We start from the raw sequence: 21097 nt of genomic DNA on the forward strand, positions 1-21097 counted from the left end.
CATTGGGGCGGGTTTGATTGTTGAAACCGTCTGCTTGACTGAAAGGATCTTGGAATGGCTGCAGCTTCGTCTCTTCCCCTCACGCCGTTTGCCACCTGCGACTTTTGTGACGTCCACAAGGGCGACACCAGCGGTGCGTTCCGCGTGCTGCCCCCGGTGTTCCAGAGCTTTGGTGGCGTTGCCGCGTTCGCGGGCCCCGTCACCACCGTAAAGTGCCACGAGGACAACACCCAGGTCAAGGCGGCTGTCGAGTCAGCAGGCGAGGGCCGGGTGCTGGTGGTGGATGGCGGCGGTTCGCTGCGCCGGGCCCTGGTGGGCGGCAACCTCGCGGCAGCCGCCGCCCGCAATGGCTGGGCCGGCATCGTGGTGGACGGCTGTGTGCGTGACGTGGCCGAGCTGAACGCGGAAGCCGTCGGCATCCGCGCGCTGGCGCTGATGCCGCTGCCCACCGAGCGGCGTGGCGAGGGGCAACGCGATGTGGCTGTGTCGATCCAGGGCGTGCCCGTGCGCCCCGGCGACTGGCTGTATGCCGATGCCGATGGCATCGTGGTCAGTGCGCAGCCCTTGCACGCCTGAGTCCGGCCTTCTCTGGTCCTGCCCAGTCTCTCCAGTCCCCGTGGTGGGATAGTGAAGACGGTTGCCGAAGGGCCAGTCAGTCGGCGCCGCCGCTCCGCCGCCCTACGCGCAGCGCCGCGCGCGAGGGCAGGGTGGCCAGCAACACGCTGGCCAGGGCAATGACAAAGGCGACCAGTTGCAGGCCCGTCAATACCTCGCCCAAAAACAGCACGCCCACCAGTGCAGCACTCACCGGCAGCATGACCGAGAAAACACCGCCTTGCGCAGCGGGCACGGCCTTGAGCCCGGTCATCCACAGCCACACCGTCCACATGCAGGCGGCCAGCGCATAAAACAGCAGCAATAGCCAGGTGCCCCATCCCACCGAGGCAAACGGGAAGTCCAGCGCCAGGTACAGGCCAAACGGTGTCGTCAGCACAAAGCCCCACAGGTTGATGAGCGAGGTGATGCGCTTGGGCCCCAGGCTGCCGGTGAGCTTCTTGCCGATCACCGTGTAGGCGGCCTCGCAAATCACTGCCCCCAGCAGCAGCATTTGGCCCCACCAGGCATGGTTTGCAGTGTTTTTGGCTCCAAGTGCAGGTTCCATATGCGCTGCGTGCTCTGGTTTTGATAGTGAGAACAGGGCAATGCCAATCACCGCACAGAGCACCGCCATCCAGGTGCGAGGCGCCACCCGTTCACCCAGAAATGCCCATCCCATCAATGCCACGGCTGCAGGAATGGCTGCCATGGTCACCCCTGCGGAGACAGCGTCGGTCAGGCTCACGCCATAGATCATGCAGATGGTGAACAGAAAGTTGCCCAGAAAGGACTCCAGGAACAGCAGCCGTTTGGTTTGCGGTGTCAGTGCCGGCTCGTTGGCGGGCTTCTTGAGCCAGTGCAGCATGGCGATGCCCCCGATGCCAAAGCGCATCCAGGCCAGCAAGAGCACGGGCAGCACGGCTGCCAGGGGTTTGGAGAGTGCCACATAACTGCCCACCAGCGACATGCTGAGGGCCAGGCACAAATAGGCGAAAGGGCGGCTGGGAGCGGGCGTATTCACTAGACTGGGGCGCTGTTCAATCAAAAAAGACTGCGCATCATGCCCGAGCCTTCTTTGCCTGCTGGCACCCCACGCCATGTGTTTGTATACGGCACCTTGCGCCGCGGTGGGTCGAACGACATCACGCGCTTGTTGCCTGCGCCACACTGGGTTGGTTTTGCGCATGTGCCGGGAGTGTTGTTTCACCTGGGGGCTTATCCGGGCATGACGCTGGGGGGCGATCAGCCGGTGCATGGCGAGGTGTACGCCATCGAGCCTGCGCTGGAGGAGGTTCTGGATGCCATTGAAGGGTTGACCGGAGATCACCCCATCGACGAATACCTCAAGCGCGAGATCGTGGTGACAGTTGAGGGCCAACGGCTGTCTTGTCTGGTGTACGAGATCCATCCCCGATACGCAGAGGGCGTACGCCGGATCGAGCATGGCGACTGGCTCAGGGTAGTTGGCACTACGCCTTTCTGAATTTTCATAATACGAAAGTAAAATTTCTTGATGTGGAATGCGATAGATGTTGCATTGCCGCAATTTTTCTCGATATGAGAAATCAATTTCTGTATTGAGAAATCACGTGGTTAAGTGGTTGTTTTGAAAGAAGAAAATTTATCTCTTCTATAAGACATAAGAGCTTGCGCAAGTCTTATAGAAGACTTAAAGTTGTCTTCAAGGGCGGCACACAGCAGCCCGGCGTTTTCAACCAACCCCTGGAGTGATCTCATGCCCCAATCCCTCAACGAACAACTGAGCCGCGAACAGCAAATTGCCGCCCTGGAAAAAGACTGGGCGACTAACCCCCGCTGGAAGGGTGTGAAGCGCGGTTACTCCGCTGCCGACGTGGTGCGTCTGCGTGGTTCGCTGCCTATCGAGCACACGCTGGCCAAGCGCGGCGCTGAAAAGCTGTGGGACAAGATCAACGGCGGCGCCAAGAAGGGCTATGTGAACGCATTCGGCGCGATCTCCGCCGGCCAGGCCATGCAGCAGGCCAAGGCAGGCCTCGAAGCCGTGTACCTGTCGGGCTGGCAAGTGGCCGCTGACGGCAACACGTCCGAGACCATGTACCCCGACCAGTCGCTGTACGCCTACGACTCGGTGCCCACCATGGTTCGCCGCATCAACAACACCTTCAAGCGCGCCGACGAAATCCAGTGGGGCCGTGGCATCAACCCCGGCGACAAGGAATTTATCGACTACTTTCTGCCCATCGTGGCCGATGCAGAAGCCGGTTTCGGTGGTGTGCTGAACGCCTTCGAACTGATGAAGAACATGATCCAGTCGGGCGCTGCAGGCGTTCACTTCGAAGACCAGCTGGCCGCTGTCAAGAAGTGCGGCCACATGGGTGGCAAGGTGCTGGTGCCTACACAAGAAGCCTGCGAAAAGCTGATCTCCGCACGTTTTGCCGCTGACGTGATGGGCGTGTCCACCATCGTGCTCGCCCGCACCGATGCCGAAGCTGCCAACCTGATCACGTCCGACCACGACGCCAACGACAAGCCCTTCCTGACCGGCGAGCGCACGCAAGAAGGCTTCTACCGCGTGAAGAACGGCCTGGAACAAGCCATCAGCCGCGGCGTGGCCTACGCTCCCTATGCCGACCTGGTGTGGTGCGAAACCGGCGTGCCAGACATCGGCTTTGCCCGTGAATTCGCGCAAGCTGTGCACGCTGCCTGCCCTGGCAAGCTGCTGTCGTACAACTGCTCGCCATCGTTCAACTGGAAGAAGAACCTCAACGACAAGCAGATCGCGTCGTTCCAGGAAGACCTGTCGGCTCTGGGCTACAAGTACCAGTTCATCACGCTGGCCGGTATCCACATCAACTGGTTCAACACCTTCCAGTTCGCCCATGCATACGCCCAGGGCGAAGGCATGAAGCACTACACCGAAATGGTGCAAGAGCCAGAATTCGCAGCACGCGAAAAGGGCTACACCTTCGTGTCGCACCAGCAGGAAGTGGGTGCAGGCTACTTCGACGATGTGACCACGGTGATCCAGGGCGGTTCATCCAGCGTGAAGGCCCTGACGGGTTCGACCGAAGAAGAGCAGTTCCACTGAGATGGAGTTTCAGCCTCTGCCTATCGGCAGGGGGAAGCTGGAAGCCCGGGCGACCCCCGGGCTTTTTTGTTGTGAACTGGCGTCATGAAAAGGTGCTGTCCTTCCAGCGCGAATGCAGAATTGGATGCTTTTGTTCCTCCGACTGATATAACCACCAAGCGCCACTCCCCATTTCGAGTTACATCGAACCAAAGCGAAGCAGAGCTGCGCTAGAGGGTGCTTTTGCAACCGTGTATGACCCGTTGATCCTGGCGGCTTTTGATCGAAAGATATTGCGGATGACCCCGAGTGAGGTAGCGGAAAAAGCGGAGACCCTTCGGGCGCAGGGATGTGTCGTGTTGCCGGGGTTGTTCCCGTTGAGTCAAGTCGAGTGGGCCAGGGCGTTGGTCTTGGGCAACCTTGGTTTTCTGAAGCAAACACGTCCCCATCCATCGGCGCGTCATCTTGCAGGTTTTCATCGGTATCCGGATCTGGAGCCGCTTCACACCTGGATCTCTGGAAACGCACAGATACTGGAAGTGCTGGGTGCGGCCTCAGGCGCGGGAAGGCCGCGATCAATCGGTCTGAGCGATATCACCGTCAACCGATCACAAGCGTGGCATGTGGATTTGCTGAGGGGGAAATATCAGCATCACCTCACTACAGATTTGTGTTGGGGGGCCGAGGGCGGCGGCGTGTACAAAGCGCTGGTGTACTTGCAGGCTGGCAAAAGCCTGAAGGTCGTACCCGGTGCCCATGTGGTTCCGCGTTCACTCGACAAGGACTCCGCCAGCGAGCCCGCTGACTCAGCGCTGATTCAGTCCCTCTTTGTGGAGGCGGGAGACGTGATCTTGATGGATATCAGGCTGCCACATTGTGGCTCGTCGGAGGAAGAGCTGGCCAGGACCGTGTACCTTGGGGGGGCTCATAAAATCTTGCTCTCCACAGTGCTGGGTGCGCACCACCGGTCGCTGACAAGGGCAATGGAGATTGGTAATTTTGCAAGGCTGCAGGATTGGGATGCGGCGCATCCGTGAAACATGCCGAAGATCTTGCGGCTGCAACTGTTGTAGCGATGGGCACGGATGTTGATCGCCTGCGGTCTTCGGGCACTTCTGGGTGACGGGTGAGAAATGCTGTTGACCAGTATTTTTCTCAGCCCGTCAGGGCTGTCTGATGGGGAGCCCTTGCCACCGCTGATCCTTGAAAACATCCGGTCGTTCCAGAAGAGGCATTCCCGAATCCCTCACAAGTTGTTTGGGCAGGAAGAGCTGACGGCATTCATCGAGCAAAAATTCTCTTCGGAGGTAGTGAACGCTTTTGTGCAGCTGAAGCCCTTGGCGTACAAGGCGGACTTGGCTCGTTACTGCGTCATGTATGAACATGGCGGTGTCTACGCAGATCTCTCGTATTATTTTTTGCGTTCACTGCCCGTTGACGCGCATCGTGTAATCGTGTTCCGCGATTTCATGTGGTCGTCGCCGTGGGATACAAGCAATGGCGTGTTTTCCGCTCCCCCTAAACACAAGGTCTTCGAAGCTGCCATCCAGATGATCTGCGCTAACGTGCGTCGCGGCTACTATGGGAATACACCGCTGTGTCCCACGGGGCCAGCGCTTTTTGGCAAGGCGTTGGCCATGGTGTGCGAGCCCCAAGATCTTGTCACGGGTGTAGCGGGTCTGGTCGGCAAAGACCTGGTCGCGAGAGCCGCCCGAGACATTGATCTCCCTACCGATGAAAAGGCGCATTGTTTGATCTTGCGTGATGGGATCGTTGCCGTCAAAAGAAAGCGGATGGGGTCGCCAGGTCTGTTGGACTTCGGGGTTGCCGGTGGTAGTGGGTATTCCGACCTGTGGCGACGGCGCGATATTTACGCCACCGATGTAGATGCGTCAGCTGGATTTGACGTTGGACGCAGTGCGCAGGATGAGAAGTTTCGCGGCGACCGTGGAATGTCAATGCCTTGGAGTGTTGCCGACTGGTTCGACACCGCGCCCAGGGCGTCCCCTGGGTTCTTGCACCGACTGATCGCTAAGTTGCGGCGTTGAGTGAAGGAGGCTTGATATTTGCTCTCGCCTGCAGGTGGTTATGTGCGTGGCATTCGCGGTGTGCTCTGGTGCGGGGGGGATTCTGGGTCGCGGCACCTATCGGGCCAAAACGCGGGGGATCGCAAACTCATCGCTGTCGAGTGTGCCGAAATCCGACGAGGCGACTGTTGCTCCACGCCCGGATGGTCTTTGCCTGATTCGCGCGCGGTGTTGACGACACGTTACTCTGTAGCACAAACGCCATTCGAGAGAGGTAAATGCGCAGCGTTTGAATGCCGATTTCTAGTCGAGGGTAAAATGAAGCACTGTTTCATTGAATAAGAGCGAGAAAGGCAATCTGGTTATGACACCGCGAACTACATCGGAGATGTTGACCGGCCGTTGAGGCCGGCTGTTCGCGCCTGCACGAGATTGCACACACCTCCAAAAAGCGCGGACCTGTTCCGCGCTTTTTTGTTTCCTGGGCCTGGCGCGTGCCCGCACCCATTGCACTGATTGAAAAGAAAGAGTTACTTCCATGATTCACATCACGCTTCCTGACGGTTCGCAGCGCGAATTTCCGGGCCCTGTCACGGTGGCCGAAGTGGCTGCCTCTATTGGCTCGGGTCTGGCAAAAGCTGCTTTGGCGGGGAAGATCGGTGACAAGGTGGTAGACACCAGCTACCAGATCACGGCCGACCGTCCGCTGTCCATCATCACTGCCAAGGATGCTGACGGTCTCGAGGTGATCCGGCACTCCACCGCGCACTTGTTGGCTTATGCCGTCAAGGAGCTGTTTCCTGATGCGCAGGTCACCATCGGCCCGGTGATCGAAAACGGTTTCTATTACGACTTTGCCTACAAACGCCCCTTCACGCCTGAAGACCTGGTGGCGATTGAAAAGCGCATGGCCGAACTGGCGGCCAAGGACGAGCCCGTGGTGCGCCGCGTGCTGCCGCGTGACGAGGCCGTGGCGTATTTCAAGGGCCTGGGTGAGCACTACAAGGCCGAAATCATTGCCAGCATCCCCAGCAACGAAGACGTGAGCCTGTACCGCGAAGGCAATTTCGAAGATCTGTGCCGCGGCCCCCACGTGCCCAGCACCGGCAAGCTCAAGTTCTTCAAGCTCATGAAGGTGGCTGGCGCCTACTGGCGTGGCGATCATCGTAATGAGATGCTTCAGCGGGTCTATGGCACGGCCTGGGCTACCAAGGATGAGCTGCAGCAGTATTTGACGATGCTGGAGGAGGCCGAAAAGCGCGACCACCGCAAACTCGGCCGCGAGCTTGATCTGTTCCACATCGACGAACACTCGCCTGGCACAGTGTTCTGGCACCCCAAGGGCTGGACGGTGTGGCAGGAGGTGGAGCAGTACATGCGCCGGGTGTACCGCGACAACGGCTACCAGGAGGTCAAGGGGCCGCAGATCCTGGACCAGGGCCTGTGGGAGAAAACCGGGCACTGGGACAAATACCGCGAGAACATGTTTGTCACGGAGTCGGAAAAGCGCGACTACGCGCTCAAGCCGATGAACTGCCCTGGGCACATCATCATCTTCAAGCAAGGTATCAAGAGCTACCGCGACCTGCCTTTGCGGTTTGGCGAGTTCGGCCAATGCCACCGCAACGAGCCGACTGGGGGGCTGCACGGCATTATGCGCGTGCGTGCTTTCACGCAGGACGACGGCCATATCTTTTGTACCGAAGATCAGATCCAGTCCGAAGTCGTGGCGTTCACCACGTTGCTGCAGAAGGTTTACAAGGACTTCGGGTTCACGGACATCATCTACAAGCTGTCCACACGGCCTGAGAAGCGAATCGGTAGTGAGGAAAGCTGGGACCGCGCCGAGAACGCCTTGGCTGAGGGTCTAAGGGCATCCGGTTGCGAATTTGAATACCTGCCCGGAGAGGGCGCCTTTTACGGTCCCAAGATCGAATACACGCTCAAGGACGCGCTGGGGCGCCCCTGGCAGTGCGGCACGATTCAGGTGGATCCGAATATGCCCGAGCGTTTGGACGCAGAGTTTGTGGGCGAAGATGGCGCCCGCCATCGGCCCATCATGCTGCATCGCGCCATCGTGGGTAGCTTGGAGCGCTTCATTGGCATTCTGATCGAGCAGCACGCGGGTGCCTTGCCTACATGGCTCGCTCCCGTGCAGGTTTCGGTGCTCAACATCACGGACGCTCAGTCCGATTACTGTCGTGAAATCGCAGCAAAACTGCAAAAAGCGCTGCCCAATCAAGGCCTTAGGGTGGCCTTGGATCTGCGCAATGAGAAGATTACGTATAAAATACGGGAGCATTCGATGCAAAAGCTGCCCTACATCCTCGTCGCAGGCGACAAGGAAAAGGCAGCCGGCGCCGTCGCAGTGCGAGCCCGGGGTAATCGTGATCTCGGCGTGATGTCTGTGGATGCGTTCATTGAATTGATCGCTAGTGACATCGCCACCAAAGCCTGATTTTGAACACAAAACTGCTTTGCCGCTCGCGGACTGTGCGGAAGTAGCTACTTTATTTGTAGCATTTTGATTCAAGGAAGATAGCCATCGCTACTGAATTTCGTGATCGTCGCCACCGGGAAGAGCGCAAGCACCGCCTGAACCGTGAAATCATGGCCCCGGAAGTCCGCCTGTCCGGGCCAGACAACGAGCCTTTGGGTGTTGTCAGCCTCATGGAGGCCTTGCGCATGGCCGGTGAGCTGGACGTGGATCTGGTGGAAATCGCCGCTACGGCGAATCCACCAGTATGCCGCCTCATGGACTACGGCAAGTTCAAGTACCAAGAGCAAAAGCGTGCGGCAGAAGCCAAAGCCAAGCAGACGGTCATTGAGATCAAGGAAGTCAAGTTCCGCCCCGGGACGGACGATGGCGACTACAACATCAAGATGCGCAACATTCGCCGCTTTTTGGCGGATGGCGACAAGTGCAAGATCACGCTGCGGTTCCGCGGGCGTGAAATCACGCACCAGGAACTCGGGTTGGCTTTGCTGAACCGGATTCGTGACGAGTTGGCTGACAGCATCATCATTGAGCAGTTTCCTAAATTGGAAGGCCGCCAGATGATCATGATGATTGCTCCGGGCAAGAAGAAGCCCGCGGCCAAGCCAGCGGCTGAAGGCGCGGCCCCTGCAACGGGTGCGGCGGCGTAGGTTTGCCAGTCAGTGTCAGATTTTGAGCGCCACGCCCGAAGGGGCGGGGTGTTTGAAAAGGTGGGGCTTTCGAGCACTGCCGACCGGAAGGTGAAAGCCTTTCGATAAAAGTGGCTCGGGGCCAACAAGTTTGCAGATCGGTTTGCAAACGCCTCACGAGCACAACGAAAAAGGAGCATTCACATGCCCAAAATGAAGACCAAGAGCAGCGCGAAAAAACGTTTCCGCGTTCGTCCAGGTGGTACCGTCAAGCGCGGTCAAGCCTTCAAACGTCACATCTTGACCAAGAAGACCACCAAGAACAAGCGCCATCTGCGTGGTGCGGTTGCTGTGCACGAGACCAATATGGGCTCGATTTCACAGATGCTGCCCGGCATGGGCGTTTAATTTACTGACGAACAAGGAGTACATACATGCCTCGCGTCAAACGTGGTGTAACGGCCCGTGCCCGTCACAAGAAAGTTCTCGCCCTTGCCAAGGGTTTCCGTGGTCGCCGCGGTAACGTCTTCCGTATCGCCAAACAGGCGGTAATGAAGGCTGGGCAATATGCCTACCGTGACCGCCGCACCAAGAAGCGCGTGTTCCGCCAGTTGTGGATCGCCCGTATCAACGCCGCTGCCCGTGAACTGGGCCTGACCTACAGCCAGTTCGCCAACGGCCTGAAGAAGGCATCCATCGAGATCGACCGCAAGATGCTGGCCGACCTCGCAGTGCACGACAAGGCTGCCTTTGGCAGCATCGTGGAGCAAGTCAAGGCCAAGCTGGCTGCTTGAGTTCACGATGAGCGGCTATCGTTCTGATAGCTGCTTGCGCAATAACAGCAAGGGCTAGGGCTTGAAAAGGCACTAGCCCTTGTTCATTTTCAAGAGTCGATATGAACGAGTTGGATTCCCTGGTCGAGAGCGCGACGCAACTGTTTGCCCAAAGCGCAACCCCTGCTGACCTCGAAAACGCCAAGGCGCAGTTTCTGGGCAAGTCAGGTCGCGTGACCGAGCTCATGAAGGGCATGGCGCAGCTGTCCGTCGAGGAAAAGAAATCCCGCGGCGCAGCCATCAACGTTGCCAAGCAGGCCATCGAGGCTGCACTGACCGCTCGCCGCCAAGCTCTGGCCGATGCCGAACTTCAATTGCAGCTCAAGGCCGAAGCACTGGACGTGAGCCTGCCAGGCCGCCAGCGCGGGCAGGGTGGTTTGCACCCGGTGTCGCTCACGCTTGAACGCATCCAGGGCATCTTCGGTTCCATGGGTTTTGACGTCGCCGAAGGCCCTGAGATCGAGACCGACTGGTTCAACTTCACTGCACTGAATACGCCGGAAGACCATCCTGCGCGGTCCATGCATGACACGTTCTATGTGGAGGGCGGCACTGCCACCGCCCCCAACCTGCTGCGCACACACACCAGCCCCATGCAGATCCGTCATGCGGTCCAGCATGTCAAAAAGCATCGGGCTGCGCTCGATGCCGGTCAGGCGATGCCCGAGATCCGCGTCATTGCCCCCGGCCGTACCTACCGCGTGGACAGCGACGCTACGCACTCGCCCATGTTTCACCAGTGCGAAGGTCTCTGGATTGGTGAGAACGTGAGTTTCAAGGACCTGAAAGTCATCTTCACGGATTTCTGCCGCACGTTCTTCGAGAGCGACGATCTTGTGTTGCGCTTCCGTCCCAGTTTCTTCCCGTTCACAGAGCCCAGCGCCGAGATCGATATCCAGTTCCAGACGGGCCCGCTGGCAGGCCGCTGGCTCGAAGTGGCGGGCTCGGGCCAGGTGCACCCCAACGTGGTGCGCAACATGGGTCTTGACCCTGAGAAGTACATCGGCTTTGCATTCGGCATGGGACCCGACCGCCTGACCATGCTGCGCTATGGCGTCAATGACCTGCGCCTGTTCTTTGACGGCGACATCCGCTTCCTGTCGCAGTTCCAGTAAAGCCCGCCGACTTCGCGCCGCGCGCGTGCCCTGTGGCCGTGCTGCGCACCTTCCGTACAAGAGTGTCCGACTATGCAATTTCCTGAATCCTGGTTGCGTGAGTTCTGCAACCCCCCTTTGACGACGGCCGAGCTGGCCGAAACGCTGACCATGGCCGGCCTCGAGGTGGAGGAGCTGCGCCCCGTCGCCCCGCCTTTCACCAAGATCGTGGTGGGTGAGATCAAGGAGGCGGTACAGCACCCAGACGCCGACCGCCTGCGTGTGTGCCAGGTGGACGTGGGGCAGGGCGCCCTGCTGAACATCGTTTGTGGCGCGCCCAATGCCCGCGTGGGTATCAAGGTGCCTTGCGCACTGGTGGGTGCCGAGCTCCCGCCGGGTGACGATGGCAAACCTTTCCTCATCAAGGTGGGCAAACTGCGCGGTGTGGAGAGCCAAGGCATGTTGTGCTCCGCCCGTGAGCTCAAACTGTCAGAGGACCATGGCGGTCTGCTCGAGCTCGACGCCTCAGCCCCCGTGGGCCAGGACATCCGCGAACACCTGAACCTGGACGACACGCTGTTCACGCTCAAGCTCACGCCCAATCTTGCGCATTGCCTGAGCGTCTATGGCATCGCGCGGGAAGTGTCCGCATTGACGGGTACGCCGCTGAAAAATCCATCGTTCCCTGCCGTGGCCGCAAAGCTGGCGGACAAACTGCCCGTCAAAGTGAGCGCGCCTGACCTGTGTGGCCGTTTCTCCGGCCGTATCGTGCGCAACGTGAATACGCGGGCTGCCACGCCTCAGTGGATGCTCGATCGCCTGGCACGCTGTGGCCAGCGTGGTGTGTCGCCGCTGGTAGACATTTCCAACTATGTGATGTTTGAGTTGGGGCGTCCTTCGCACATTTTTGACCTGGACAAGATCCATGGTGGCCTGGACGTGCGCTGGGGAAAGCCGGGTGAGCAGCTGAAACTGCTCAATGGCAACACCATCACAGTGGATGACAAGGTGGGCGTGATCGCCGATGACAGCCAGGTGGAATCGCTGGCGGGCATCATGGGCGGAGACGCCACGGCGGTGTCTGATGACACCCGGCACATCTATATCGAGGCGGCTTTCTGGTGGCCCAAGGCGGTGGCAGGCCGTTCGCGCCGCTTCAACTTCTCGACGGATGCTGGCCATCGTTTTGAGCGCGGCGTGGATCCGAGCCTCACGGTGGAGCACATCGAGCGCATTACCCAACTCGTCATTGACATCTGCGGTACGGCCGATACGGCATGCGGCCCTATGGACGACCAAGTGGTGAACTTGCCAGTGCCACAGCCCGTCACGCTGCGCGTGGCGCGTGCTGCCAAAGTCATCGGCATGCCGCTGACGCAGGTGCAATGCGCCGACGCGCTGACCCGCCTGGGCCTGCCGGTGGTGCAGGGCGAAGGTGCGCTCACGGTCACGCCGCCGTCGTTCCGTTTCGATATCACCATCGAGGAAGACCTGATCGAAGAAGTGGCCCGTATGGTGGGCTACAACAACCTTCCGACCACTCCACCGCTGGCACCCATTACGCCCAAGCTGGCACTTGAGGCCACGCGCAGCCCGTTTGCCGTGCGCCGTTCGCTGGCAGCACTGGGGTATCAGGAAACGATCAATTTCAGCTTTGTGGAAGAGCGTTGGGAGCACGAGTTGGCCGCCAACCCGCAACCCATCAAGCTGCTCAATCCGATCGCAAGTCAGATGAGCGTGATGCGCTCGACTTTATTGGGTTCTCTGCTACAAGTTTTGAAGTTCAACCTGGACCGCAAGGCCGAGCGGGTGCGCGTCTTCGAACTGGGCCGTGTGTTCCTGCGCGACGGCGGCGTGCGCAACACCGACACCACGGTCGAAGGCTTTCACCAGCCCATGCGCGTGTCGGGCCTGGCGTATGGTCCGAACGACATGCTGCAGTGGGGGCGCAAGGACCAGGCCATCGACTTCTTTGATGTGAAGGGGGACGTGGAAGCGCTTCTGGCCCCCCTGCGCGCAACGTTCGAGCCCGGCACCCACCCTGCCATGCACCCTGGCCGTTGCGCCCGCGTGCTGGTCGATGGGCGTGCTATCGGCTTCGTGGGCGAATTGCATCCACAGTGGCGCCAGTCGTGGGACCTGCCTCAGGCGCCTGTGATGTTCGAACTGGAGCTTGACGCCGTGCTGCAGCGTGTGGTGCCTCAGTTCAAGCCGGTGACCAAACACCAGGCTGTCGAGCGCGATTTGGCCGTGGTGGTGGCAGAGCGCGTGACGCACGCCGACATCATGGGTGCGGTAGAGCAGGCCGTTCCGGGTGGCATGCTCCGCTCTGCCGTGCTGTTTGACGTGTATCGGCCCAAGGCGCTGCGGGCGGGCGAAGAGGCGCCTGCGGGTGGCTTGGCCCCCGGCGAGAAGAGCCTGGCCGTGCGCCTCACTCTGGGGCGCGATGAAGCCACGCTCACCGAGGCAGAAATCGACGCAGCGATGCAATCCGTGATCACTCAGTTGACGCAGCGCACGGGCGCCCGTCTGCGGGTGTGATGATGTCCAAGGGGAGTGACGAGCCATGATCGAATTCGCAGTTGAAAGCCTGGAAACACCGGCACTGACCAAGGCGCAGTTGGCGGATCTGTTGTTCGATCAGATCGGCTTGAACAAGCGCGAGTCCAAGGACATGATCGATGCCTTCTTCGACCTGATTGCCCAAAGCCTTGTCGAAGGCAAGGACGTGAAGCTTTCGGGGTTTGGTAACTTTCAGATCCGGACCAAGGCTCCCCGTCCCGGGCGCAATCCCCGCACAGGCGAGGCCATCCCCATCAAGGCGCGTCGCGTGGTGACTTTCCATGCCAGCAGCAAGCTCAAGGAGCAGATTCAGACGGCCGCTGTTGCGTGAGTTTGTGCTGTTTTTGTTGCCAAGATGTTCTTGGTGGCTGGCGGTGCAGGCTGGTCTGCAGTACGCTTGAAAGCTTTCCCGTTTGAACACGCATCTCATGGGCACCACCCTCCCTTCCATTCCCGCCAAGCGGTACTTCACGATTGGTGAGGTTGCGGAGCTGTGCGGCGTCAAACCGCATGTTTTGCGTTACTGGGAGCAGGAGTTCACGCAGCTGCGGCCCATGAAGCGGCGTGGCAACCGGCGTTATTACCAGCACCATGAGGTGCTGATGATTCGCCGCATCCGTGATCTGCTGTACGACCAGGGCTTCACCATCAGTGGAGCGCGCAATCGCCTGCAAGAGCTTGCACATGCTGCGCGAGAAGTTGTTGGGTCGGACGAGGCTTCTCTGCCGCAGGACGCAGAGCCACCCAGCATGCTGGTGGACAGCGCGCGCGACCTTTCCATCGTTGCTGCGGGCTTCTCCCTGGACTCCAACGCAGTGCGCCAAGAATTATTTGAAATTCGTGCGCTACTTTCTCTGAACTGAGCTTTTTTCTGCATATAATCTAAGTCTTGTCGGCGTGTAGCGCAGCCTGGTAGCGCACTTGCATGGGGTGCAAGGGGTCGCGAGTTCGAATCCCGCCACGCCGACCATTGATAGCAAAAGCCCAGAGCCGAAAGGTTCTGGGCTTTTTTGCTTTTCTCCTCCGCTGGTTTTAACGGCGTCAGCGTTGCGGTTCGGTGGTGGCGCATCGCTCCATGCACACACTGTGCTTGCGTGCCGTGCGTGCGGCGACGTCAGGCGCCCTTGCCGGTGGCATCGGCAGTGCAGTGATGACGGGGCCTGGGAGGGGCGCAACAATACGCCCACGATGGGCATGGAGACCTTCATGATTGATGGCTTGGTAGCCGGACGGCTTTACGGTGAGGCGGAGGGCCGCACGGACAAAGCGGGCAAGGCCTACACACTGGCGAAGGTGAGAGCCAGCACGGCAGAGGGCGAAGTGCTTTTCATCAACGTCATCGCCTTTGACGAGGGTCTCTGCGCGTCGCTTCACCAGTTGCGCGACGGTGATTCGGTGGCGCTTTCCGGCAGCTTGAATCCTCGTGTCTGGACGGACAAACAAGGCAACGCGAGGCCCGCGCTGGATATGGTGGCACACCGGTTGATCAGCCTGCCGCTCTCTGGCATCGAGCAGTAGGCATATGCAGCGCAAGCTGTGCCATGGGATGACACGCGCAGCAGGGCGCGCCCACAAGCGCACCCGGACCAGGCGCTGTACCTAGCCTGTCTTGCGAGGGCTGCCTTTGGGGGTGGGCGCAAAGCCCAATGCCTTGAGCTCATCCTCGCTCATGTGTAGTTCTGTCAATTCGGGCTGGCGCGCCTCGATGGCTCGGCGCCGCTCGAAATTGGTGGGAGGACCTTTTTCTTCCTGGCGGCGATCCTTGCCAGTGCGGCGGTCCATGCTGCCTCTGCGTTCGACACTCATGATGGTGCTGGTAGTGGAGGTGTGAGACTTTGGTGTGCGGTCTGTTGCCAGTTGACCAGGCAACCTGTGGTGGCAAGCTGAAGCGCACAGTCTGCATCAGTTGCCGATGTTTGCAAACACCTAAGCTGCCATCTGGCGGATGCAACACACGCGCGACACCATTGTTGACGATGGCGGTGGCCGCGCCAAGTGGCGGCGCTTCCAGTTGGCAACGCTGTATCGCATGTTCCGGCAGTGGGTTGATCTGCGCCACCCATTGGTCGCACCGCCAGTTCTTGTTGTCCAGCGGTGGGCGAAGTTGTTACTCCTGAGCAGCCAATGAAAAAGCCCTGACTCTTGCGAATCAGGGCTTTTCATTTGGTGCCGGAGAGATGAATCGAACACCCGACCTTCTCATTACGAATGAGCTGCTCTACCGACTGAGCTACACCGGCTTAGCCTTGGATTATAGCGTGGAATGGTAGCTGGTCACGCGCTCCACCTCATTTTTTGAGCCGAGGATCACGCTGACGCGCTCGTGGAGCTGAGTGGGCTGGATGTCGAGGATGCGTTGCTTGCCATTGGTGGCAGCGCCTCCGGCTTGTTCTACCAGCCAGCCCATGGGGTTGGCCTCGTACATCAGGCGCAGCTTGCCGGGCTTGTTGGGCTCGCGTTTGTCCCACGGGTACATGAAGACGCCACCACGGGTCAGGATGCGGTGCACATCGGCCACCATGCTGGCGATCCAGCGCATGTTGAAGTCCTTGCCGCGCGGGCCTTCCCTGCCCTGCAGGCATTCGTCGATGTAGCGCTTCACGGGCTCGTCCCAGTGGCGCATGTTGCTCATGTTGATCGCGAATTCCTTGGTGTCCTCGGGGATGCGCACGTTCTCCTCGGTCAGCACGAAGGAGCCCTGTTCGCGGTCGAGCGTGAACATGGCCACGCCATCGCCCACGGTGAGCACCAGGGTGGTCTGCGGGCCGTAGATGCAGTAGCCCGCGGCCACTTGCTGGGTGCCGGGCTGCAGGAAGTCGCCTTCCTCCACGCCACGGTCGCCGTCGGGCTTTTTCAGCACGCTGAAGATGGTGCCGATGCTCACGTTCACATCGATGTTGCTGGAGCCATCGAGGGGATCGAACAGCAGCAAATATTCGCCCTGGGGGTAGCGGTTGGGCACCAGGTAGATGCCGTCCATTTCTTCAGACGCCATGGCCGCCAGGTGACCGCCCCATTCGTTGGCTTCGATCAGCACTTCGTTGGCGATGATGTCGAGCTTTTTCTGGATCTCGCCCTGCACGTTTTCGCTGCTGGCTGTGCCCAGCACACCGCCCAGTGCGCCCTTGTTCACGGCGTGGCTGATGCTTTTGCACGCGCGGGCCACCACTTCCAGCAGCAGGCGCAGTTGCGAGGGAATGAGTCCGTCCACCCGTTGTTGTTCAACAAGGTAGCGGGTCAGGCTGATGCTTTTTGCCATGTCAGTCTCTTCTCGGTCGTGGTTTATTCGGCGAGTGCGCGGGTCACTACCTCGCGCACGTCGTTGGACAGATCAGGCTTGGCGGCCACGCGAGCAATGGCCTCGCGCGCGGCGCTGCGCCAGGGGTCCGCCAGCTTCTTCCAGCGGTCGAGCGCGCGCGCGAGGCGGGCCGCAACCTGCGGGTTGATGGCGTCCAGCTCGATCACGCGGTCGCTCCAGAACACGTAGCCCGCAGCGTCCGACCGGTGGAAAGCACCGGGGTTGGCGCTGCAGTAGCTGAAGATCACGCTGCGCGCCCGGTTGGGGTTCTTCAGGCTGAAGTCCGGGTGCTGCATGAGCTGGCGCACGGCGGGCAAGACGTTGCCGCCACGGTCGGGCGCACCCGCTTGCAGTGCAAACCACTTGTCGATGACCAGGGGCTCGTCCTTGAACAGCGCATGGAAGCGGGCGAGGGCGGGTGTGGCCAGTTCGCTGCCGCTGGCCACCAGGGCCGTGAGGGCATTGAACCGGTCGGTCATGTTGCCCGCGACCTTGAAGCGCTGGTACGCCTTGCCAGGCCAGACCACATCGCCTGTCTTTTGCGCGGCAATGCACAGCATGTGTAGCGCCAGGCCACTGAGTGCGCGGCGGCCGGAGGAGACGGGGTCGGGGCGGTAGCCGCCGGTGTCCTGGTTCTGTTCCCAGACGGTTTCCCAGTCGGCCTGCAGCGCCAGTGCCAGCTCTTCGCGCATGGCTTCGCGTACCGCGTGGATGCGCTGCGGGTCCACCACGTCCAGCTGCTCGGCGATGTACGTCTCGGAGGGCAGCGTGAGCACCAGCTCCTTGAACGCCGCATCCAGGGCCGGGTTGCGCAGCACGCTGCGCATCGCCTCTACAAACGCTGTCGACAGGATGGTTTGCTCAAATCGGCCGGTAGCGCCTGTTGCATATGCTTCATTAGCTATTGTATTAATAGCAATTCGCAGTGCCAGGCGCTGTCCAGCTTCCCAGCGGTTGAAAGCGTCGGCGTCGTGCGCCAGCAGCGTGAGCAACTGCGCGTCGGTGTAGTCGATGTCCAGCACCACGGGGGCACTGAACCCGCGCAGCAGCGATGACACAGGCTCGCTGTCCAGGTTGGTGAAGGTCAGGGTCTGCGATGCCTCGGTGAGCACGACCACGCGCGAGGTGGCGTGGACTGCGCCTTCTGCAGCGCCTTCACCTGCGAGGTGCAAGGGCAGGGCGGCACCGGTGGCGGCATCGATCAGGCCCAGCTCGACCGGGATGACGAAGGGCAACTTCTCGCTTTGGCCGGGCGTAGGGGCGCAGCTTTGCGACAGCGTGAGTGCATAGCAGCGCGTGGCAGCGTCGTAGCGGCCCGTGGCGCGCACGCGGGGCGTGCCGGCCTGGCTGTACCAGCGCTTGAACTGCCCAAGGTGCTGCGTGAGCGGGCTGCCCGGGTTGGCATCGGCTATTGATCGCACAAAATCGTCGCAGGTCACGGCCTGGCCGTCGTGGCGTTCAAAGTACAGCTTCATGCCCTTGGCAAAGCCTTCGCGGCCCACCAGGTTGTGCTGCATGCGCACCACTTCCGCACCCTTTTCGTAGATGGTGACGGTGTAGAAGTTGTTGATCTCGACGTAGCTGTCGGGCCGCACCGGGTGAGCCATGGGGCCCGCGTCTTCGGGGAACTGGGCGGTGCGCAGCACGCGCACGTCCTCGATGCGCTTGACGGCGCGGGCGGAGGGGCTGCCCGCGAGGTCCATGCTGAATTCCTGGTCGCGGAAGACCGTGAGGCCTTCCTTCAGGCTGAGCTGGAACCAGTCGCGGCAGGTCACGCGGTTGCCCGTCCAGTTGTGGAAGTACTCGTGGCCCACCACGCTTTCGATGTTGGCGAAGTCGGTGTCGGTGGCCGTGGATTCGCTGGCCAGAACGTACTTCGTGTTGAAGATGTTCAGGCCCTTGTTCTCCATGGCGCCCATGTTGAAGTCGCTGGTGGCGACGATCATGAAGCGCTCCAGGTCCAGCGGCAGGCCGAAGCGGGCTTCGTCCCAGGCCACGCTGTACATCAGCGAGTTCATGGCATGTTCGGTCTTGCCCAGATCGCCGGGGCGCACGTAGACCTGCAGCAGGTGGTCGGTGCCCGAGCGGCTCTTGATCTTCTGCTCGCGGGCCACCAGCTTGCCTGCCACCAGGGCGAACAGGTAGCAGGGCTTCTTGTGCGGGTCCACCCACTTGGCAAAGTGGCGGCCGTCTTCCAGGTCGCCGCTGTCCACCAGATTGCCGTTGGACAGCAGCACCGGGTACTGGGCCTTGTCGGCGCGCAGTGTGACGGTGTAGCTGGCCATCACGTCCGGGCGGTCCAGGAAGTAGGTGATGCGGCGAAAGCCCTCGGCCTCACACTGCGTGAAGAAGGTGCCCTGGCTCACATACAGGCCCATCAGCTGCGTGTTCTTGGCGGGGCAGCAGGTGGTGAAGATTTCGAGCGCAAAGGGCTCGGAGCCTTCTGGCAGGTTCTCCAGCACCAGGCGGGTGCCTTCCATCTTGAACGAGGTGCCCTGGCCGTTGACCAGCACACGTGCCAGGTTCAGGTCATCGCCATCGAGCTTGAGCGGCTGCACCGCCACGTCGGGGTTGCGCCGCAGCGTCATGCGGTTGAGCACGCGTGTCTTGTTCGGGTCCAGGTCGAAGGTCAGCTCGACGCTGTCGATCCAGTAGGCGGGGGCGGTGTAGTCCTCGCGGCGGATGGCGATGGCCGGGGCCGCGCCGTCTCCGCTTCCGTCGGCTTTATGCAGTTGCAACATGGATGCTCTCCAGAAAGTCGGTGTTCATGAGTTCGGTGTAGTCGCGCACGGCGGCCAGCACATGGGGCCCGGCCAGTTGTTCGGGCGTGTGGGTGCTGCAGATGGCCACGGCACGCATGCCCGCGCGGCGCGCTGCCTCGATGCCGAAAGGCGCGTCTTCAAAGACGATGCAATGCTCGGGCGCTGCCGCGATGCGGCGTGCCGCCTCCAGGAAAATCGCGGGCTGGGGCTTGCCGGGCAGGCCCTCATCGCCACGCACGATGGCCTGGGGCGCGGGTTCCAGGCCCAGGTGGCCCAGTGCGAATTCCACGTTGCCGATGTCACCCGCGGTGCCCACCGCCACCTTGAGACCACGCGCGCGCACCTGGGCCGCAAACTGGCGAAAGCCCGCCACTTCGGAGAAACGCGGGGCGAACAGCTCGCGGTAGATGGTTTCTTTTTCGTGCGTGAGCGCGTCGGCCTCGTCCTGCGACACGGGGCGTCCCAACAGTTCCACGATGCACTCGGTGCCATTGCGGCCCGTGGTGCGGGCCATGAGGTCGGGCACGTCGATGTCCATGCCCCGGCGGCGTGCAAACTCTACCCACGCCTGGGCGTGCCAGGGCATGGAGTCGATCATGGTGCCGTCCATGTCGAAGATGATGGCGTCGGTGCGCATCCGCATCGCTCAGACGCCTTGCTTCAACGAAGCTTCGATGAAAGCGTCCAGGTCGCCGTCCAGCACCTTCTGCGTGGCCGAGATTTCAACGTTGGTGCGCAGGTCCTTGATGCGGCTGTTGTCCAGCACGTAGCTGCGGATCTGGTGTCCCCAGCCCACGTCGGTCTTGGTGTCTTCCAGTTTCTGTTGCTCTTCCATGCGCTTGCGCATCTCGAAGTCGTACAGGCGGCTGCGCAGGCGCTGCCATGCCACGTCGCGGTTGCTGTGCTGGCTGCGACCGTCCTGGCACTGCACCACGATGCCGGTGGGGATGTGCGTGAGTCGCACGGCCGAGTCGGTCTTGTTGATGTGCTGACCGCCCGCGCCGGATGCGCGGAAGGTGTCGGTGCGCACGTCGGCAGGGTTGATGTTGATCTCGATGGAGTCGTCGATTTCGGGGTACACGAACAGCGAGGCGAACGATGTGTGGCGGCCGCCTGAACTGTCGAACGGGCTCTTGCGCACCAGGCGGTGCACACCGGTTTCGGTGCGCAGCAGGCCGAAGGCGTACTCACCCTCGATCTTGATCGTGGCGCTCTTGATGCCGGCCACGTCGCCCGGGGTTTCTTCTTCGACCGTGGCCTTGAAGCCCTTGCGTTCGGCGTACTTGAGGTACTGGCGCAGCAGCATGCTGGCCCAGTCGCAGGCTTCCGTGCCGCCAGCGCCTGCCTGGATGTCCACAAAGCAATTGAGCGGATCCGCCTCGTTGCGGAACATGCGGCGGAACTCCAGCTCTTCCACCGCTGCGCGCATCGTGGCGGCTTCCGACTCGATGGTCAAAAGGCCGGCTTCATCGCCTTCCTCTTTGCTCATCTCATACAGCTCGGCGTTGTCGGCCAGATCGCGGGTGAGCTTGTCCAGCGTGACGACCACGCTGGAGAGCGACTTTTGTTCCTTGCCCAGCTCCTGGGCCTTCTTGGGGTCGTTCCAGACGGAGGGGTCTTCCAGCGATGCGTTTACCGTGCGCAGGCGTTCAAATTTGGCATCGAAGTCAAAGATACCTCCGTAACTCTTGCGTGCGCAGAGCCAGGTCGCTGAGGGTGGTGCCGATGAGGTTGATGCGTTCTGCGTCCATG

20 protein-coding genes and 2 tRNA genes are annotated in these 21097 nt (G+C 60.9%); 15 read left to right on the forward strand and 7 right to left on the reverse strand.

What is annotated here, in order from left to right; translation table 11 throughout:
• The first annotated feature begins 54 nt into the window (after positions 1-54).
• Complete coding sequence (gene rraA, locus C8C96_RS13945) at positions 55-576, forward strand: ribonuclease E activity regulator RraA (protein ID WP_121942691.1); 522 nt, start codon at positions 55-57, stop codon at positions 574-576.
• Between the two features lie 76 nt (positions 577-652).
• Here the strand turns inward: rraA and C8C96_RS13950 are convergent, their stop codons facing one another.
• Entirely contained in the window at positions 653-1564 is a 912-nt protein-coding gene (locus C8C96_RS13950; protein ID WP_233584324.1) for a DMT family transporter, read from the reverse strand.
• Between the two features lie 93 nt (positions 1565-1657).
• Between C8C96_RS13950 and C8C96_RS13955 the strand changes: the two genes are divergently transcribed.
• From C8C96_RS13955 to C8C96_RS14020, 14 genes are all read left to right on the forward strand, one after another.
• On the forward strand, positions 1658-2080 hold the full coding sequence (locus C8C96_RS13955; protein ID WP_121942693.1) for a gamma-glutamylcyclotransferase: 423 nt from the start codon (positions 1658-1660) through the stop codon (positions 2078-2080).
• A 252-nt stretch (positions 2081-2332) separates the two neighbouring features.
• The gene (aceA, locus tag C8C96_RS13960; RefSeq protein ID WP_055402695.1) at positions 2333-3664 is read left to right on the forward strand and encodes an isocitrate lyase; all 1332 of its coding nucleotides are present in this window, start codon (positions 2333-2335) and stop codon (positions 3662-3664) included.
• A gap of 230 nt (positions 3665-3894) precedes the next feature.
• Entirely contained in the window at positions 3895-4680 is a 786-nt protein-coding gene (locus C8C96_RS13965) for a hypothetical protein (RefSeq protein WP_147455684.1), read from the forward strand.
• 96 nt (positions 4681-4776) lie between these two features.
• Positions 4777-5691 (forward strand): glycosyltransferase family 32 protein, encoded by a 915-nt coding sequence (locus tag C8C96_RS13970; protein ID WP_121942695.1) that lies wholly within the window; start codon positions 4777-4779, stop codon positions 5689-5691.
• A 517-nt stretch (positions 5692-6208) separates the two neighbouring features.
• A complete protein-coding gene (gene thrS, locus C8C96_RS13975; protein WP_121942696.1) occupies positions 6209-8128 on the forward strand; it encodes a threonine--tRNA ligase in 1920 nt (639 codons plus the stop codon).
• Positions 8129-8208: 80 nt separating this feature from the next.
• Positions 8209-8817 carry a translation initiation factor IF-3 gene (infC, locus tag C8C96_RS13980; protein WP_082522461.1) on the forward strand — a complete coding sequence of 203 codons (609 nt, stop codon included), beginning with the start codon at positions 8209-8211 and terminating at the stop codon, positions 8815-8817.
• Positions 8818-9000: 183 nt separating this feature from the next.
• Complete coding sequence (gene rpmI, locus C8C96_RS13985) at positions 9001-9204, forward strand: 50S ribosomal protein L35 (protein ID WP_008904041.1); 204 nt, start codon at positions 9001-9003, stop codon at positions 9202-9204.
• Between the two features lie 26 nt (positions 9205-9230).
• On the forward strand, positions 9231-9590 hold the full coding sequence (gene rplT / locus C8C96_RS13990) for a 50S ribosomal protein L20 (protein WP_005795139.1): 360 nt from the start codon (positions 9231-9233) through the stop codon (positions 9588-9590).
• 101 nt (positions 9591-9691) lie between these two features.
• The gene (gene pheS, locus C8C96_RS13995) at positions 9692-10744 is read left to right on the forward strand and encodes a phenylalanine--tRNA ligase subunit alpha (RefSeq protein ID WP_056063795.1); all 1053 of its coding nucleotides are present in this window, start codon (positions 9692-9694) and stop codon (positions 10742-10744) included.
• 72 nt (positions 10745-10816) lie between these two features.
• A complete protein-coding gene (pheT, locus tag C8C96_RS14000; RefSeq protein ID WP_121942697.1) occupies positions 10817-13264 on the forward strand; it encodes a phenylalanine--tRNA ligase subunit beta in 2448 nt (815 codons plus the stop codon).
• Between the two features lie 25 nt (positions 13265-13289).
• Entirely contained in the window at positions 13290-13616 is a 327-nt protein-coding gene (locus tag C8C96_RS14005; protein WP_056063789.1) for an integration host factor subunit alpha, read from the forward strand.
• Positions 13617-13713: 97 nt separating this feature from the next.
• Positions 13714-14148 carry a MerR family transcriptional regulator gene (locus C8C96_RS14010; RefSeq protein ID WP_056746443.1) on the forward strand — a complete coding sequence of 145 codons (435 nt, stop codon included), beginning with the start codon at positions 13714-13716 and terminating at the stop codon, positions 14146-14148.
• Between the two features lie 30 nt (positions 14149-14178).
• Positions 14179-14255 (forward strand) — tRNA-Pro (locus C8C96_RS14015).
• A gap of 236 nt (positions 14256-14491) precedes the next feature.
• Entirely contained in the window at positions 14492-14803 is a 312-nt protein-coding gene (locus C8C96_RS14020; RefSeq protein WP_121944021.1) for a single-stranded DNA-binding protein, read from the forward strand.
• A gap of 81 nt (positions 14804-14884) precedes the next feature.
• Here C8C96_RS14020 and C8C96_RS14025 read toward each other — a convergent pair whose 3' ends face one another.
• The 6 genes from C8C96_RS14025 to prfB all read right to left on the reverse strand — a co-directional run bounded on the left by C8C96_RS14025 (position 14885) and on the right by prfB (position 21096).
• A complete protein-coding gene (locus C8C96_RS14025; RefSeq protein WP_225581271.1) occupies positions 14885-15091 on the reverse strand; it encodes a hypothetical protein in 207 nt (68 codons plus the stop codon).
• A gap of 358 nt (positions 15092-15449) precedes the next feature.
• Positions 15450-15525 (reverse strand) — tRNA-Thr (locus C8C96_RS14035).
• An 11-nt stretch (positions 15526-15536) separates the two neighbouring features.
• Positions 15537-16544: a class 1 fructose-bisphosphatase gene (locus tag C8C96_RS14040; RefSeq protein ID WP_121942699.1), complete on the reverse strand. Its 1008-nt coding sequence runs from the start codon at positions 16542-16544 to the stop codon at positions 15537-15539.
• Between the two features lie 23 nt (positions 16545-16567).
• Positions 16568-19324: an aminopeptidase N gene (gene pepN, locus C8C96_RS14045; protein WP_121942700.1), complete on the reverse strand. Its 2757-nt coding sequence runs from the start codon at positions 19322-19324 to the stop codon at positions 16568-16570.
• The gene (locus tag C8C96_RS14050) at positions 19308-19982 is read right to left on the reverse strand and encodes an HAD family phosphatase (protein WP_056746407.1); all 675 of its coding nucleotides are present in this window, start codon (positions 19980-19982) and stop codon (positions 19308-19310) included. Before C8C96_RS14050 ends, pepN begins: the two co-directional genes overlap by 17 nt.
• Positions 19983-19991: 9 nt before the next feature.
• Positions 19992-21096 (reverse strand): peptide chain release factor 2 gene (prfB, locus tag C8C96_RS14055; protein ID WP_099730502.1). Its coding sequence is split into 2 segments (ribosomal slippage): positions 19992-21014 and positions 21016-21096, totalling 1104 coding nucleotides; the frame shifts between segments, so codons are not numbered across the junction.
• Between the last annotated feature and the right edge of the window lies 1 nt (position 21097).

The organism is Acidovorax sp. 100 (assembly GCF_003688355.1).
Lineage (GTDB): Bacteria > Pseudomonadota > Gammaproteobacteria > Burkholderiales > Burkholderiaceae_C > Acidovorax > Acidovorax delafieldii.

Coding starts and splice junctions, on each gene's coding strand:
- C8C96_RS14005 (WP_056063789.1), top strand. CDS start 13,290: ATGATCGAATTCGCAGTTGAAAGCCTGGAAACACCGGCACTGACCAAG.
- C8C96_RS13970 (WP_121942695.1), top strand. CDS start 4,777: ATGCTGTTGACCAGTATTTTTCTCAGCCCGTCAGGGCTGTCTGATGGG.
- C8C96_RS14040 (WP_121942699.1), bottom strand. CDS start 16,544: ATGGCAAAAAGCATCAGCCTGACCCGCTACCTTGTTGAACAACAACGG.
- rplT (WP_005795139.1), top strand. CDS start 9,231: ATGCCTCGCGTCAAACGTGGTGTAACGGCCCGTGCCCGTCACAAGAAA.
- aceA (WP_055402695.1), top strand. CDS start 2,333: ATGCCCCAATCCCTCAACGAACAACTGAGCCGCGAACAGCAAATTGCC.
- C8C96_RS14020 (WP_121944021.1), top strand. CDS start 14,492: ATGATTGATGGCTTGGTAGCCGGACGGCTTTACGGTGAGGCGGAGGGC.
- thrS (WP_121942696.1), top strand. CDS start 6,209: ATGATTCACATCACGCTTCCTGACGGTTCGCAGCGCGAATTTCCGGGC.
- pheT (WP_121942697.1), top strand. CDS start 10,817: ATGCAATTTCCTGAATCCTGGTTGCGTGAGTTCTGCAACCCCCCTTTG.
- rpmI (WP_008904041.1), top strand. CDS start 9,001: ATGCCCAAAATGAAGACCAAGAGCAGCGCGAAAAAACGTTTCCGCGTT.
- C8C96_RS13950 (WP_233584324.1), bottom strand. CDS start 1,564: ATGTCGCTGGTGGGCAGTTATGTGGCACTCTCCAAACCCCTGGCAGCC.
- rraA (WP_121942691.1), top strand. CDS start 55: ATGGCTGCAGCTTCGTCTCTTCCCCTCACGCCGTTTGCCACCTGCGAC.
- C8C96_RS13955 (WP_121942693.1), top strand. CDS start 1,658: ATGCCCGAGCCTTCTTTGCCTGCTGGCACCCCACGCCATGTGTTTGTA.
- pheS (WP_056063795.1), top strand. CDS start 9,692: ATGAACGAGTTGGATTCCCTGGTCGAGAGCGCGACGCAACTGTTTGCC.
- pepN (WP_121942700.1), bottom strand. CDS start 19,324: ATGTTGCAACTGCATAAAGCCGACGGAAGCGGAGACGGCGCGGCCCCG.
- C8C96_RS14010 (WP_056746443.1), top strand. CDS start 13,714: ATGGGCACCACCCTCCCTTCCATTCCCGCCAAGCGGTACTTCACGATT.
- C8C96_RS14050 (WP_056746407.1), bottom strand. CDS start 19,982: ATGCGCACCGACGCCATCATCTTCGACATGGACGGCACCATGATCGAC.
- C8C96_RS14025 (WP_225581271.1), bottom strand. CDS start 15,091: ATGAGTGTCGAACGCAGAGGCAGCATGGACCGCCGCACTGGCAAGGAT.